Origin of the sequence: Pollutibacter soli (genome assembly GCA_029269725.1) — a bacterium.
Classification (GTDB): Bacteria; Bacteroidota; Bacteroidia; order Chitinophagales; family Chitinophagaceae; genus Pollutibacter; species Pollutibacter soli.
In genome coordinates this window covers 412,710-427,417 of record JARJHS010000003.1, presented here as the reverse complement: position 1 = coordinate 427,417, position 14,708 = coordinate 412,710, and the positions used below count along the sequence as shown (strand labels likewise).

At 42.7% G+C, this 14,708-nt stretch carries 17 protein-coding genes; 7 read left to right on the top strand and 10 right to left on the bottom strand.

Features of this window, described 5'->3' with window-relative positions; all coding sequences use genetic code 11:
* Window positions 1–80: 80 nt before the first annotated feature.
* Entirely contained in the window at window positions 81–1,091 is a 1,011-nt protein-coding gene (locus P2W82_RS10200; protein WP_336515774.1) for a sugar kinase, read from the top strand.
* Between the two features lie 3 nt (window positions 1,092–1,094).
* On the top strand, window positions 1,095–1,754 hold the full coding sequence (locus P2W82_RS10195) for a beta/alpha barrel domain-containing protein (protein WP_336515773.1): 660 nt from the start codon (window positions 1,095–1,097) through the stop codon (window positions 1,752–1,754).
* A 380-nt stretch (window positions 1,755–2,134) separates the two neighbouring features.
* Here the strand turns inward: P2W82_RS10195 and P2W82_RS10190 are convergent, their stop codons facing one another.
* The 6 genes from P2W82_RS10190 to sufB all read right to left on the bottom strand — a co-directional run bounded on the left by P2W82_RS10190 (window position 2,135) and on the right by sufB (window position 8,126).
* Window positions 2,135–2,449: an SUF system Fe-S cluster assembly protein gene (locus tag P2W82_RS10190; RefSeq protein WP_336515772.1), complete on the bottom strand. Its 315-nt coding sequence runs from the start codon at window positions 2,447–2,449 to the stop codon at window positions 2,135–2,137.
* A 362-nt stretch (window positions 2,450–2,811) separates the two neighbouring features.
* Complete coding sequence (locus tag P2W82_RS10185) at window positions 2,812–3,243, bottom strand: SufE family protein (RefSeq protein ID WP_336515771.1); 432 nt, start codon at window positions 3,241–3,243, stop codon at window positions 2,812–2,814.
* Window positions 3,243–4,484 carry an aminotransferase class V-fold PLP-dependent enzyme gene (locus P2W82_RS10180; protein ID WP_336515770.1) on the bottom strand — a complete coding sequence of 414 codons (1,242 nt, stop codon included), beginning with the start codon at window positions 4,482–4,484 and terminating at the stop codon, window positions 3,243–3,245. The genes P2W82_RS10185 and P2W82_RS10180 overlap by 1 nt, the downstream gene beginning before the upstream one ends.
* 2 nt (window positions 4,485–4,486) lie before the next feature.
* Window positions 4,487–5,794: a Fe-S cluster assembly protein SufD gene (sufD, locus tag P2W82_RS10175; protein ID WP_336515769.1), complete on the bottom strand. Its 1,308-nt coding sequence runs from the start codon at window positions 5,792–5,794 to the stop codon at window positions 4,487–4,489.
* A 37-nt stretch (window positions 5,795–5,831) separates the two neighbouring features.
* Window positions 5,832–6,596, bottom strand: a complete 765-nt coding sequence (gene sufC / locus P2W82_RS10170; protein WP_336515768.1) for a Fe-S cluster assembly ATPase SufC — start codon at window positions 6,594–6,596, stop codon at window positions 5,832–5,834.
* 81 nt (window positions 6,597–6,677) lie between these two features.
* Entirely contained in the window at window positions 6,678–8,126 is a 1,449-nt protein-coding gene (sufB, locus tag P2W82_RS10165; protein ID WP_336515767.1) for a Fe-S cluster assembly protein SufB, read from the bottom strand.
* Between the two features lie 272 nt (window positions 8,127–8,398).
* On the opposite strand from sufB, the gene P2W82_RS10160 reads away from it, so the two are divergent.
* From P2W82_RS10160 to P2W82_RS10150, 3 genes are all read left to right on the top strand, one after another.
* The gene (locus P2W82_RS10160; RefSeq protein ID WP_336515766.1) at window positions 8,399–9,085 is read left to right on the top strand and encodes an SDR family NAD(P)-dependent oxidoreductase; all 687 of its coding nucleotides are present in this window, start codon (window positions 8,399–8,401) and stop codon (window positions 9,083–9,085) included.
* Window positions 9,086–9,420: 335 nt separating this feature from the next.
* A complete protein-coding gene (locus P2W82_RS10155) occupies window positions 9,421–10,251 on the top strand; it encodes a hypothetical protein (protein WP_336515765.1) in 831 nt (276 codons plus the stop codon).
* A gap of 86 nt (window positions 10,252–10,337) precedes the next feature.
* Window positions 10,338–11,048 (top strand): hypothetical protein, encoded by a 711-nt coding sequence (locus P2W82_RS10150; RefSeq protein WP_336515764.1) that lies wholly within the window; start codon window positions 10,338–10,340, stop codon window positions 11,046–11,048.
* On the opposite strand, the gene P2W82_RS10145 is transcribed toward P2W82_RS10150, so the two are convergent.
* Window positions 11,038–11,442 carry a DUF202 domain-containing protein gene (locus P2W82_RS10145; protein ID WP_336515763.1) on the bottom strand — a complete coding sequence of 135 codons (405 nt, stop codon included), beginning with the start codon at window positions 11,440–11,442 and terminating at the stop codon, window positions 11,038–11,040. The genes P2W82_RS10150 and P2W82_RS10145 overlap by 11 nt on opposite strands.
* A 101-nt stretch (window positions 11,443–11,543) precedes the next feature.
* On the opposite strand from P2W82_RS10145, the gene P2W82_RS10140 reads away from it, so the two are divergent.
* Together P2W82_RS10140 and P2W82_RS10135 are read left to right on the top strand one after the other, a co-directional pair.
* A complete protein-coding gene (locus tag P2W82_RS10140; protein ID WP_336515762.1) occupies window positions 11,544–12,020 on the top strand; it encodes a DUF456 domain-containing protein in 477 nt (158 codons plus the stop codon).
* 46 nt (window positions 12,021–12,066) lie between these two features.
* Window positions 12,067–12,237 carry a DUF6728 family protein gene (locus P2W82_RS10135; protein ID WP_336515761.1) on the top strand — a complete coding sequence of 57 codons (171 nt, stop codon included), beginning with the start codon at window positions 12,067–12,069 and terminating at the stop codon, window positions 12,235–12,237.
* A 266-nt stretch (window positions 12,238–12,503) separates the two neighbouring features.
* Here P2W82_RS10135 and lpxB read toward each other — a convergent pair whose 3' ends face one another.
* From lpxB to surE, 3 genes are read right to left on the bottom strand one after another with little or no spacing between them, the layout of a single operon-like run.
* The gene (gene lpxB / locus P2W82_RS10130; protein WP_336515760.1) at window positions 12,504–13,604 is read right to left on the bottom strand and encodes a lipid-A-disaccharide synthase; all 1,101 of its coding nucleotides are present in this window, start codon (window positions 13,602–13,604) and stop codon (window positions 12,504–12,506) included.
* Window positions 13,601–13,900: a hypothetical protein gene (locus P2W82_RS10125; protein ID WP_336515759.1), complete on the bottom strand. Its 300-nt coding sequence runs from the start codon at window positions 13,898–13,900 to the stop codon at window positions 13,601–13,603. Before P2W82_RS10125 ends, lpxB begins: the two co-directional genes overlap by 4 nt.
* Entirely contained in the window at window positions 13,894–14,697 is an 804-nt protein-coding gene (surE, locus tag P2W82_RS10120) for a 5'/3'-nucleotidase SurE (protein ID WP_336515758.1), read from the bottom strand. Before surE ends, P2W82_RS10125 begins: the two co-directional genes overlap by 7 nt.
* Window positions 14,698–14,708: the final 11 nt, after the last annotated feature.

Below are 14,708 nucleotides of genomic sequence, written 5' to 3'. Positions count from 1 at the left end.
ACGAACAACGAAATAACCAGCACTATCCCTTCCCCTCAAAAAATGCTTCCCCGTTTCAGCCGGATCGTTTAAATTCGGCGATGCAAAAAATGGTGAGTCTCGGTGAAGTTATGATGCGGTTAACCGCCACCGGAGTTCAACGAATTGTACAAGCCACGAAAATGGACGTGTTATATGCCGGCGCTGAGGCCAATGTGGCTGCTGCATTGGCATCCTGGGGTGTTCATAGTTTTCATGTAACACGATTTCCGGATAACCTTATCGGTAAGGCTGCAGTTGCATGGCTGAAATATTATGGCATCGATACCCGCTATGTTGGTTTTGGCGGACCACGGATGGGACTTTTTTTTGTGGAGCAGGGAGCTATGGCCAGGCCTACAACAATAGTCTATGATCGCCTGCCTTCGGCTTTCTCAACTGTAGATGCAAATACATTCGACTGGGAAAAAATCCTCGATGGTGCAGATTGGTTTCATTGGACTGGTATAACACCAGCACTTTCTCAAGGTACAGCCGACGCACTTAATGCGGCACTTGAAGTCTGCGCACGAAAACAGATTAATGTTTCCGCTGATGTGAATTACAGATCAAACCTCTGGCAGTACGGGAAAACGCCGGGAGAGATCATAGAACCTCTGATCAGCAAATCAAATTACATTGTATCAAGCGAAAATGATACAAGAAATATTTTTCAGTTTGGTTCGGCAAAAGGTGCGGATGATGCATTCGTTTCGATCAGCGAACAACTGATGAAGAGATTTCAATCGATAAAAGCTGTCATTAGTTCTGACCGGGAGCAGCTTTCTGCCTCGCATAACCGATTTTCCGGAAAGGTTTGGGATGGGGGACAATTGTATATGAGCAATCGGTATAATCTCGATCAGATTGTTGAACGAATCGGAACTGGCGATGCATTTATTGCCGGATATATCTACGGAGAAATGAATGGCTGGTCGAAACAGGACTCTATAAATTTCGGGACCGCTGCGGGTGTGATGAAACATACGATCGAAGGAGACACATTACCATGCAGTGTTCCGGAAATACAGGAGCTGGTAAAAGGAAATACCAGTGGAAGAATAAAAAGATAATTTATGTCAACATACGATAAAGATGCTGTACTTGCAAAAATTGGGACCACAGGTTTATTGCCTTTGTTCAATTTTGCTGATTTTGAAATCTGTGCTGCTGTAATCAAAGCTTGTTATGCAGCAGGTATCCGCGCATTTGAGTTAACCAACAGGGATGAAAAAGCATTTGAAGTTTTTAAGAAGCTGGTTCCATTCGTAAAAAATGAATTACCAGAACTTACGCTGGGTGCAGGGACTATACTCGATGTAGTAACCGCTCAGAAATTTATTGACGCAGGTGCAGATTATATCATCGCTCCGAATCTTGATTTTGGAGTCGGAGAAGTTTGCCTGAAAAATAATATTCCCTGGATCCCCGGTTGCATGACGCCGTCGGAATTTCAACAGGCTTATAAATTCGGATCACCGCTGATTAAACTTTTCCCCGGTAGTATTCTCGGGCCTGATTATCTTAAGCATATTCTTGCACCTTTGCCTCATTTAAGAGTGGTTGTTACCGGTGGAGTACAGAATACAGCAGAGTCAATCAACAGCTGGTTAAAATCGGGTGCCTTTGCCTGCGGTATCGGAAGTCAGTTGTTTTCAAAAGAGATTATTCAGAAGAAGAATTTTGATGAGATAACTGTCCAGTTGAATAAGCTGATTGCCGGGATTTCGAGGTAATCATGGTCATCGCTGGCTTTTTTTTATAAGTCAAACCGCAAAGGAACACAAAGAATACAGCCCGCAAAGTAAAGGCAAAGAATTTTTAATGATTAGGCTCGAGGATATAAGATCTTGACTGTTTCTTCGCGGAGACCTTGGCTGTTTACATTGCGGTTTGTTGTTTGGCCTGGTATTTAGCGATTGCCAAATGGAGCCGCTAAGTCGGTAAAAACGCCTGCCCGAAAGAGCGAAGTGACGGCGGGGACAGAAACGGGATTTTTTTTTGAAAACTATTGGCAGAAAAAAAGCAGGAATTCAGTTCATCGGATTCATATGTTAAACGCCTGACTGCCGGCTAACGCAGGTTCTGCGTTTTACGTTCAACCAGCAATGTCATATTACATGAACCCTAACTCCAGCTTGGCCACTTCCGTCATCATATCCTTATTCCATGCCGGCGTCCAGGTAACTTCCACATGAACATCATTCACGCCTTCTATTTCACGGACTTTCTGATCAACTTCATGCGGAAGCGTCTGTGCAGCGGGACAGCTGGGGGCTGTTAATGTCATCACTACCTGTACATTATTGATGGGGAGTACACTTACTTCATAAATCAGTCCGAGGTCATAAATATTCACCGGGATCTCCGGATCAAAGATCTCGTGCAGCGCTGCTATTACTTTATCTTTTAAATCGTCACTGTTCATCATTTTGCAAATTTACATATCCGATCTACAAACAGGATGTGCCTACCGGAACATGAACGTTACCCTTTGTCGCAATATCAGATGCATTGGATCTCGCAACGGGTTGGGGACTTCTTTCCCCTGGCAGAAGCCGGGGGATATTGAAAGAGCCATTTGCCTGCCGAATCGTCCAACTGCAAACTATCAACTATAAACTACTTTTTACCTCCTGCCTCTTACCACATTCCCGCTTTCGGGAGGCTACAATACCAGATGTTCCTACCGGAACATGAACCTTGTCTCTCGTCGCAATGTCAGATACACTTGGCTTTCCCAACCGCTAGCTCTCAACAAGGTATTATTAACGCCTGCTTACTACTTACTTCTTACTGCTTACTATTCCATGCCATTGCATCCAGCTTCATTTGCCTGATCATCGCGCGTAACCCATTGGAACGCGTTTGTGCCAGATGGGTACTCATACCGATGTCATCAATAAACTTCATATCCGCGCTCACGATATCTGAAGCTTTCTGTCCGCTGAAAACCCGGATCAGCATACTGATCAGGCCTTTTACAATCACCGCATCGCTATCGGCCTTGTAGAATATTCTTCCGTCTTTCGCTTCGGAAACCATCCACACCGTCGACTGACAACCACGAATCTTGTTCTCTTCTTTTTTATACTGATCCTCCAGGGCAGGAAGTTTCTTACCCATATCGATGATGTACTCGTACTTGTCTTCCCAGGAATCAAAAAGGGAAAACTCATCGACTATTTCTTCTTCAATTGCTGTTATCGGAGTTACAGCTTCCATCAGCGCAACATTTTTATCACTTTATTCAAACCACGTATAAGGGAGTCAACTTCTTCCAGTGTATTGTACATTGCAAAAGAGGCACGACTGGTACCGGGGATGCACAAACGATTCATTAAAGGCTCGGCACAATGGTGTCCTGTTCTTACAGCAATGCCCTGGTTGTCCAGAAGAATCCCGATATCCTGCGGATGAATTCCTTCCATTACAAATGAAACCACACTCACTTTATCTTTTACATCACCCATGATTTTTAATCCGGGTAATTTCTTCAATTCATTGGTTGCGTACTCGAGCAATTGCGCTTCATGCGCACGAATCACATCTTTACCAATCGACGAAACAAAATCCAGCGCAGGTTTTAATGCGATGGTATCCGCAATATTCGGTGTACCGGCTTCAAACTTATAAGGAAGATCGTTGTATGTCGTCCATTCATAAGTTACCTGTTTGATCATTTCACCACCGCCTTCAAAGGGGGGCATGGCTTCGAGCAACGCACGCTTGCCATAGAGTGCACCAGCGCCGGTAGGGCCGTAAACTTTGTGACCGGAGAAAGCAAAAAAATCACAATCCAGTTCCTGTACATCGATATCCAGGTGAACAGATGACTGCGCACCGTCCAGCATCACCAGCGCGCCAACTGCGTGAGCTGCCTCAATTATTTTTTTCACTGGATTGATCACGCCCAACGCATTGGATGCATGAACAACGGATACGAATTTTGTTTTTTCTGAAAGCATAAGTTCAAATGCTTCCCAATTGAATTCCCCTTCATCACTGATCGGAACAATCTTCACCTTTGCGCCTTTTTCCTCAGCGATCATTTGCCACGGAACCATATTGCTATGGTGTTCCAATGAGGAGAGAATGATTTCATCACCGGCTTTCAGATTCGCTCTTCCCCAGCTGTAAGCCACCAGGTTGATGCCTTCCGTGGTACCACGTGTGAAGATGATTTCTTCCGTAGAGGCAGCGCCAAGGAATTGCCTTACAGTTTCACGGGTCTGTTCATAAGCCGCAGTTGCTTCTTCGGCAAGCGTATGAATTCCGCGATGAATATTTGCGTTGTAGTTGGAATAGTATTCAACGAGCGCATCGATGACCACTTTTGGCTTCTGCGATGTCGCAGCATTATCCAGGTAAACGAGAGGGTATCCCTTTACTTGTCTTTTCAGGATAGGAAACTGTTCCCGGACGACTTGAACATCCAGGGTCTTCTTGTTTAATACGCTTTCCATAATCAGAAATTGAAATCGAGGCGTTCTGAAATGATCTGATCTACAAAAGCTTTCAGGGATTGGGGTTTGATGTTTTCCAGTATGTCCACAGCAAATGCGTGCAACAACAAAGATTTCGCATTTTTTTCACTGATTCCACGGGTGCGCAGATAGAAAAGCGCCTCCTCATCGAGACGACCAATGGTACAGCCATGCGAACATTTTACATCGTCTGCAAAAATCTCGAGCTGTGGTTTTGTATTCACATTAGCAGAATCGCCCAGCAGTATATTTTTGTTTGACTGATATGCGTTGGTTTTCTGAGCATCCTGACGCACAAAAATCTTTCCGTTAAAAACTCCGGTTGATTTTTCATCCATGATGCCTTTGTACAATTCATTGCTGAAGCAATGCGGTTGCACGTTATCAACGATCGTGTGATTGTCGACATGCGTTTTTCCATTTAACAGGTAGAGTCCGTACATGTGAGATTCTCCATGTTCAGACTCCATGATCATGTTCAGGTTATTCCTGATCAGACCACCGCTGAGTGAAATGGTAACTGCATTTGTCAGGCATTTTCCAAGCTGACGGACATGAGTTGTTCCCACATGATTGGCTTCTGCACCTTCATGCTGGATCTTATAATAGTCCACCACACTTGCTTCCTCCGCAACAATTTCAATCACTTCGTTTGTGAAACTGCCTTCGTTGCCCAACGTTCCATAGTATTCTACCAGCTGAACCTGCGATTGCTTTTCAGCATACACCAATATTCTTGGCTGTGCAAACGTGAAGCCTCCGCGACTGTCAGTAATGTGATAGATATATACAGGTTCTTCTATCAACCTGTTCTTTTTTGCCAGGATAAAAACACCGCCATGGGTAAAGGCAGCATTTAAAGCGTGGATGCCATCAGGATGATAGCTTGCGCTGTGACCCAGGTGTTTTTCAACCAGGTCGGAATATTCTCCGGCTGCAGCGGTTTCCAGTGGTAAAATCACCAGGTCCTTTGCTGCGTGTTTTATTTCTGACAGCGATTCATTATAAACACCGTTAATAAAGAAAAGAGAAGTTGCGCTAACGGTATGGGGCAGTCTAAATTTTTCAATATCGGCGGCCGATGGGGCAGCGGGATTTAGATCATACCTCAGCCCGTCGTTGAAAAGGCTGTTCACCCGGGTGTATTTCCATTCTTCATGTTTCACCGGAGGAATACCTACATGGTTAAACAACTCCAGGCCTTTTTTTCTGAATCCTGCAAGAGCGGACCCGTTGACCTGTTGCTCACCAAATTTATTATTGAAAAACTGCTTTGTGTCGATTGCCATCTTTAAACGTTTTACGTTGAACGTTTAACGTTTAACGTTATACCTGTTCCGCGAGTTCAACTTCATTTTTGATAAAGTCATAACCTTTCTCTTCAAGTTCCAGTGCAAGTTCTTTTGTACCCGATTTCACAATTCTTCCATTGTACAACACATGCACGAAATCAGGAACAATATAATCCAGCAAACGCTGATAGTGTGTAACCACAAGAAATGCATTGTCACTGTTCCGGTAAGCATTAACACCATTCGCTACGATTCTCAATGCGTCGATATCCAGACCAGAATCTGTTTCATCAAGGATCGCGAGCCTTGGTTCAAGCATCGCCATCTGGAAAATCTCATTTCTCTTTTTCTCACCACCGGAAAATCCCTCATTTAGTGAACGACTCAACAAAGATTGATCAATGTGTACCAGCTTCATTTTCTCCTTCATCATTTTCAGAAATGCTACAGCATCCAAAGGCTCCTGCCCACGATACTTACGTCCTTCATTCACAGCGGTCTTGATAAAGTTGGTAGTGCTAACACCCGGAATTTCCACCGGATATTGAAATGCGAGAAACATTCCCGCACGTGCACGGTCTTCCGGTGACATTTCCAGCAGATCTTTATCAAAAAACTCAACACTTCCTTCTGTCACTTCAAAACTGTTCCGTCCTGCCAGTACGGATGCCAGTGTGCTTTTTCCGGAACCGTTTGGTCCCATGATGGCATGTACTTCACCTGCTTTTATTTCCAGATTAATTCCGTTCAGAATTTTCTTCTCCTCAATCCCCGCATGTAAATTCTTGATCTTTAACATTATGCTTGTTGCCTTTATTGGTCAGTTTTAAGAGCGCAAAGCTACGAACAAAGTGCCGTTTTTCCCGGTTAAAACCGGTCTTTATCCGACACTTCCCTCCAGACTAATAGCCAGCAATTTCTGTGCTTCTACTGCAAACTCCATGGGGAGCTGGTTCATAACCTCTTTTGCGAACCCATTTATGATCAGCGCTACGGCAGTTTCAGTATCAATACCGCGCTGGTTGCAATAGAAGATCTGATCTTCTCCGATTTTGGAAGTTGTCGCCTCGTGCTCGACGATGGCTGTATTATTTTTAACTTCTATATAAGGGAAAGTATGCGCACCGCATTTATCTCCAAGCAGGAGAGAATCGCACTGGGAGAAGTTCCTTGCGTTGGATGCATGCCTTGCTACCTGCACCAGTCCGCGATAACTGTTGTTACTGCGACCAGCAGAAATCCCTTTTGATACGATGCGGCTACGGGTATTCTTCCCCAGGTGGATCATTTTAGTACCTGTATCCGCCTGTTGAAAATTATTGGTCACGGCAACAGAGTAGAATTCACCATTGGTATTGTCGCCCTTCAGAATAACGCTTGGGTATTTCCAGGTGATGGAAGAACCGGTTTCCACCTGCGTCCAGGAGATTTTTGCAAAATCACCGGCACAGATTCCGCGCTTCGTCACAAAATTATAAATACCACCTTTTCCTTCTTTATCGCCGGGATACCAGTTCTGGACAGTGGAATATTTGATTTCTGCCTTTTCAAATGCGATCAGTTCAACAACCGCCGCATGCAGCTGGTTTTCGTCGCGCATGGGAGCAGTACAACCCTCAAGATAACTTACATAACTGCCGGGCTCAGCCACGATCAATGTACGTTCAAACTGACCTGTATTTGCCGCGTTGATCCTGAAATAAGTGGATAATTCCATGGGGCATCTTACACCATGGGGGATATAGCAGAATGAACCATCGCTGAATACAGCGGCATTTAAAGCTGAAAAGTAATTGTCAGTAGGGGGAACCACAGAACCCAGGTGTTTGCGCACCAGTTCCGGATGTTCCTGGATAGCTTCACTCATTGAACAGAATATAATACCCTGTTTGCCAAGCTCTTCTTTAAATGTAGTGGTTACCGAAACGCTGTCAATTACTGCATCTACCGCCACGCCTGTAAGTCTTTTCTGCTCCTGGAGGGAAATCCCCAGTTTTTCAAAAGTCCTCCTCAGTTCAGGGTCGATTTCATCCAGACTATTGGGATTTATCTTTTGTTTGGGAGCTGAATAATATATGATATCCTGGTAGTTAATCGGAGGATATGATACGTTGGGCCATGTCGGTTCGGTCATAGTAAGCCAATGGCGATAAGCCTTCAGTCGATATTCCAGCATCCATTCCGGCTCATTCTTTTTGGCGGAAATAAACCTGATCGTCTCTTCACTAAGACCTTTCGGTGCATCTTCTGTTTCAAAATGGCTTACAAAACCATATTTGTATTCGGAAGAAGTTACCTGGTCTAATATGTTATCATTTTCTTCGTACATAATCACTCGCTGGTTTAGTCTGCGAAATTCCGAAATGTTAGCTGAAAATCCATAATAATCCCCCTAAATGGCTCAGCAATAAAGGTTTTTTAAGATTTCAATGGATAAATTGATGTAGCGTAGCGTAAAGCAGCGGAATTAATAACTGATTGACAGTTGCCTGATCATATTAAGCGCCTTTTTAAAATCCTGCATCTTTGTAAAATTAATAAGAAATTAGCGAAGGGAAAAGGATAGAAGCTATCACCGAACTGTTAAAAGCAACAAGGGTAATGAATAGAAATATTTGGATCACCGGCGGATCGGGAAATATGGGAAAAGCTGTTATTGAAAAGTTTCTTGAATCTGGGGATATGGTCACGGCCACACTTGCGCCCGGTGAAAAAAAGCCTGAACTGAAAGGAGCAGTTAACTGGCTGGAGGTCGACCTTTCAGATGAAGCAAAAGTTGAGGAGATACTAAATACGGCATACGGAAAACAGGGGACTGTCGACGCCGCTATACTCACTGTTGGCGGTTTCGCTGCGGGAAATCTGCAAAAAACAACGGCAGCAGATATTCAGAAAATGGTGGAACTGAATTTCATCACGGCCTTCAATACAGTTAAGCCGGTATTTCTGAAAATGAAAGAAAAAGGCGAAGGTCGGATTTTTCTGATTGGTGCCAGGCCAGCAATCAATATGTCTGACAGCACCGGAATTCTTGCTTACGGAATTTCCAAATCGATGATATTCAGACTTGCAGAATTTCTCAATGCCGAAGCCAAAGGCACAAAGGTGGTGGTGCATGTAATTGTTCCAAGTACGATAGATACTCCTCAGAATAGAAAATCAATGCCCGACGTCAACCCTGAAAAATGGGTTAAAGCTTCACAAATCGCTGACATCATTCACTTTTATTGTTCTTCTGCTGCCGACCCGATCAGGGAACCGGTAATTAAGATTTATAATCAGGCCTGAAGGTATAACGTACAATGTATAACGTTCAACGTTGAACGTAAGTCCATGAGAATCAGTGTGTCGTCATTTATGATAGGTCTTGGCGTTATAGGTATAGCAAAAGGTAGAACGTAAAACGTTTAAGGTCGAATGTAAGCCTTTGACAGTCAAGGGACCAAATAACTAAAAGTATTACCGATGCATTTCAATATTTCACCGGGTTCTGCCTCATACAGGTTCTGACGTTTTACGTTCTACGTTTAACCCTAAACGTTTAACACTTTATTTCTAAATCTGGTGCAATGTGCGCTTTCCACTCCACGTTTTATACCCTGAAACCTAAATTCTGAATGTTTATGAAAACTCCTGTGATCAGGATCTCCATGCTGGCGATGAGCATCTTCCTGCTGGCGCAATCCTGTACAAAAGAAAAAACCGGTAATAATGGTAACAATACCGACAATGAAGTTGGTCTTGCTACTGTGAAAGCAACTTCTGACGTTTATTTTGATGATATTTCGTCAGAGATTTTAATAATCAATGCATCGAAGGGATACACGCGTGAAGCGAGAACACAGGAAATATGTGCTACTGTCTCTGCTACACCACTGGCAATAAATGAATTTCCGAAAACAGTTACGGTTGATTTTGGCAGTGGTTGTACAGCTGCAAATGGATTCGTTCGTAAGGGAAAAGTTATTTACGTTATTTCCAAAAAGTTTGTAAATGCAGGAGCGCAAATAGTAATGACATTTGAAAACTATCGTGTGAATGATCACAAACTTGAAGGTGTTTATACAATTACAAACAATGGATCAATCGCTGGTTTGAATATCACTACAAAACTTGTTGGCGGCAAAATTACCTATCCTGACGGTGCATGGTACACGAAGGAAAGTGAAGTGACCTGGGTACAGTCCGCAGGTGTTTCTACACCATTGAATTTTACTGACGATGAGTATGGCCTCACAGGCAGTGGTACAATTACTTCTTCGACAGGAAATACACTCACTGCTGAATCTAATGGCATCCTGTTAAGAAAATTCACCTGTTATAATTTTGTTTCAGGAAAACTGAATCTCAATTTTAATAATGTTCCTGGTGTGCTGGATTATGGAAGTGGTACCTGTGATAAAAGTGCCACGCTGACAGTAGGTAATAAAGAATACACTGTTACATTGCCTTAATATTTGTTAAGAAAATCATAGTATGAAAAAGGAAGAGCTGATCTTCCTTTTTTCTTTTTAGATTAGTTGAGCCGCTTTCTATTTTTATGAATAAAGTAACCGGATTTTACTTACGGGTAGGATTAGCTGTTGTCCAGATATTTTCTGTTTATTTATTGCATGCACAGGAAGTTGTTGACAGATATGCGGACAGTCTGCCGGATATCTCACAAATGAGGATCGAATTCGGACAGCATAAAAAAATTCCTCCTCAGTATGAAGCAACTATTCTTAAAGCGCTTTCATTTTATCCTGAACTTAAAGATAAACGAATTGATTTCGTATTGAGAAAAGGATATGCACCGCTGTCTGCAAGGCCCAGTTTTGGCGGAATATTTCTGAATGCAAAGAAGCGCAAGTACAAGGTATTCATCAGCACAAAAGTGAAAGGCGAATGGGATAAGTACACATTGAAGAATATGCCTTATAATCCAAGCGTAGGAATTGTCGGCCATGAGCTTGGTCATGTACAGAATTTTACAAAGATGAGTGGTTGGCAATTGATAAAACTCGGAGTAAAACATACTTCTGCAAATTATATGAACAGGTTTGAGTACCTGACGGATAGCCTTGTTATTGCCCAGGGGATGGGAGATTATCTGCTCGCAAGTGCGATGTATGCACGGGAGGTTTTCAATGCTCCTGACATCGAGCAGTTACATGTAAAAGGTGAAAAAGGAAATTACAGTGAAAGATATATGAGTCCTGCCACGATTCGGGCTTATATGGCGGATATGAAAAAAAGTCCTACCCGATAAATATCAGCATATAAGTGACCAGCAGACCAATTATCACTACAAATGCTGAAAGTACTGCAGTTCCTGAAAATTTTTGCTGCTCACCATTGCGGAGGTCAATAAGTTTTCTTGTCCGGCGAACATAGAAAATAGTTTCCACGATTAACAATACTGAACCAACAGACGTCAGCAGGGAACTGATCAGATTACTGTTCCTGATCCAGATTCCTCCCATTTTTATTTTCGGATCGTGAATGGCTCTCACCACCTGGTCCAATGCAATCGCTGTAGTAATAATTGCAAACACCGTTCTAACCCACGCAAGTTGTGTTCTCTTATACGCCAGTTCAGTATTCTCAATTGACATTTTAACATTCAGGTCTTTTTCCCCGTTATTTTCGCCATTCTTTTCCATAATGATAAATTTAGACAAATCGAAATAGAGCTAATAAAAAATTGTGCTTTGCTTTCTGAACTACGACAGGCTCTTTGAATTTTGATTTGTACATTGGTGTTATGGACAGCATATGGATTTTGCTTGGTGTTTTATTGATGCTTGCCGGGATTGCAGGAAGTATTCTTCCGGTTTTACCAGGCACACCTTTATGCTATCTCGCACTGCTCATACAACAACTTCGCACAGACAAACCATTTTCATACCAGTTCCTGATTGTATGGGCACTGATTGTTGGCGTTGTTTTATTGCTGGATTATCTCGTACCTATTTACGGCACCAAACGATTTGGCGGAAGTAAGTATGGGATATGGGGTTGTACACTTGGTTTTCTTGCTGCATTCTGGATCGGTCCCTGGGGAATAATTCTGGGTCCTTTCATAGGCGCATTTATCGGAGAGTTTATTGCTAATAAAGATTCAAAACAGGCATTGAAAGCTGCGCTGGGTTCATTTGCCGGTTTTCTTTTCGGCACATTGATAAAACTTGTCACCGCCTTTGTGATGGCTTATTATCTTTTTGTCAGCGTTTATTACTGAACGGCTTTACCGGACTACGTACATTTGTGTTGAATAACTGATTACGATGGGGATTCTCAGACAATTGGGAGAATATTTATATTTAAGGAAAAAAGATCCGAATGCACCGAATACAAAATGGGTGAAATACATGCACGGGATCAATCGCATTTCATTGCTGCTGTTCATATTTGCAATGATTGTCCTTATCATAAAACTGATACGTGCAAACTCGTGATATTGATGCACAGATCTGTTACGGAGTTCTTACTTCATAAATGATTAACGGACCGATGAGGCCAGACTCCAGTAATTTGCCTGTATTACCGCTGAAAATGGCACCTGTTCAGGGATTGGGAAAGCCCTGCTCAATGCAGTCGGTTGTCAAAATGCTCCAATTGAATTTAGTTTGCGAAATGCTGTCTTGGTGATCAAAAATGCGACAAATCATGGAAAAATTCACAGAGTTGAAATTCGTATTGGGATAATGTGACTTGAAGAGGGCTAGCGTATCAATGAAACGACCTGGCTGGCTGCGGCGGCAGATGCAAAACCGCCCTTGCTTAATAATGTATATAATTCTGAGTAATCTTTCTTAAGCTCAGCTCTGCGGATATCATCTTTCAACAACCGGGTTAGTTCAGTACGCAGATTTTCTGTGTTCAGATCGTCCTGTATAAGTTCTTTCACTACAGGTTTGTCCATGATCAGATTTACGAGAGAGATGTATTTTACGTGAATCAGTCGTTTTGCAATCATGTAGGATATTGCACTGCCTTTGTAACAAACTACCTCCGGTATTCCGAACAGAGCAGTTTCCAAAGTGGCTGTTCCTGATGTTACTAAGGCTGCGTCGGCATTCATTAAAACATCGTAGGTCTTTCCCTTCACCAATTCAACGTTTGGATAATCTTTCATGAAACTATGAAGGAAGCTGTCGTCAAGGCCCGGCGCCTGTGCGATAGCAAAGCGATAGTCAGGAAAGAACGGACTGACAGAGAGCATGATCGGTAATTTTTTCGCAACCTCCTGTTTTCGCGATCCCGGTAACAACGCGATGGTTTTTTTGCGACCGGCTGTCAGTACAAAGTCTTTTTTAAATTTATCAATAACCTCGATCAGGGGATGACCGACATAGGTCACCGGATAATCCCAACGCTGATAAAATTCTTCCTCGAATGGAAGAATCACCAGCATTTTATCGATCACTTTACGAATGGTTTTTACTCTTCCCTCTTTCCATGCCCAAACCTGCGGACTGATATAATACACCGTTTTAAATCCCTGTTGTTTTGCAAATTTTGCAATGGGAATATTGAAACCGGGGTAGTCAATAAATATGATGACATCTGGTTTAAAAGAAAGAATATCTTTTTTGCACAATCTCATATTGCCTAAAATCGTAGGAAGATTCGCCACCACTTCGACGAAGCCCATAAAGGCAAGGTCGCGATAGTGTTTAACCAGGTCCATTCCTGCGGATTGCATGAGATCGCCGCCCCAGCCACGAATCGCTGCAGCCGGATCCAGCTTTTTGATTTCCCGGATCAGGTTACTTCCATGCAGGTCACCCGAAGCTTCACCGGAAATGATATAATACCTCACGCAAAAAATTTAAAGAGGACGGAAGTGATTGCGTAGAGTAAAGTAGCAACAAAAATTCCTTTGGCTGTCTGATCTCTTTTTGTATTAATATAGATTGTGAACAAAACAATATTCAATAAGAGACAAGGTATGGTGATCGCCGTAATCAGCGATTTATTGGTCTTTAGCGCGAAAAGAAAATCACTGAAAGAGAAGAGGCTGAATTTCCACCAGTAATACCCGAATACACTGATTAGCGGCAGAATAAATCCGATGAGTAATCCAAATCCAAGATTGTCTCTTTTAAAAATTACCATTTTAACGATTTTTCCAGTTGGGTTTTTAAGGTATAGTTGGTCAGGTCAAACTGAACGGGTACAACGGACACGTAATTGTTTTCCAATGCCCAGACGTCAGTATCTTTTCCTTTATCCATGTTTACAAATTCGCCTGTAAGCCAATAGTATTTTTTCCCCGAAGGATCGTTACGCTCATTAAAATCTTCTTCATACTTGGCATATGCCTGGCGACAAACTTTTATTCCGTTTATAAGACTTTCATCAACAGAAGGGAAATTTACGTTCAGGCAGAGGTGTTTTGCTGCTTTTACTTTCAGCATTTTTTCAACGATAATTTTTGCATACTTTTTCGCTGCTGTAAAATCTGCTTCAAGACTATAATTTAATAATGAAAATCCTATGGATGGAATATTTTCAATCGATGCTTCGATCGCGGCACTCATGGTACCGGAATAAATCACATTAATGGAATGATTGGCGCCGTGGTTGATGCCGCTGAGGCATAGATCCGGTTTACGATGAAGAATTTTATCAACCGCGAGTTTAACACAATCGACCGGTGTTCCGCTGCAACTCCATGCTTCAACATCTTCAAGAATTTTTACAGGTTGAAGGCGTAACGGGAATCCAATGGTGATCGCGTGACCCATACCTGACTGTGGCTTATCCGGTGCAACAACAATGATTTTGCCGAGATCTTTGACGGCTTCGATCAGGTGCCTGATGCCGGGCGCCATAACACCATCGTCGTTGGTAATAAGAATTACAGGTTTTTCCCTTTTGCTGGTTTTGCGGGATCTGGATGTTTTGGCCATAATCGGGTGTA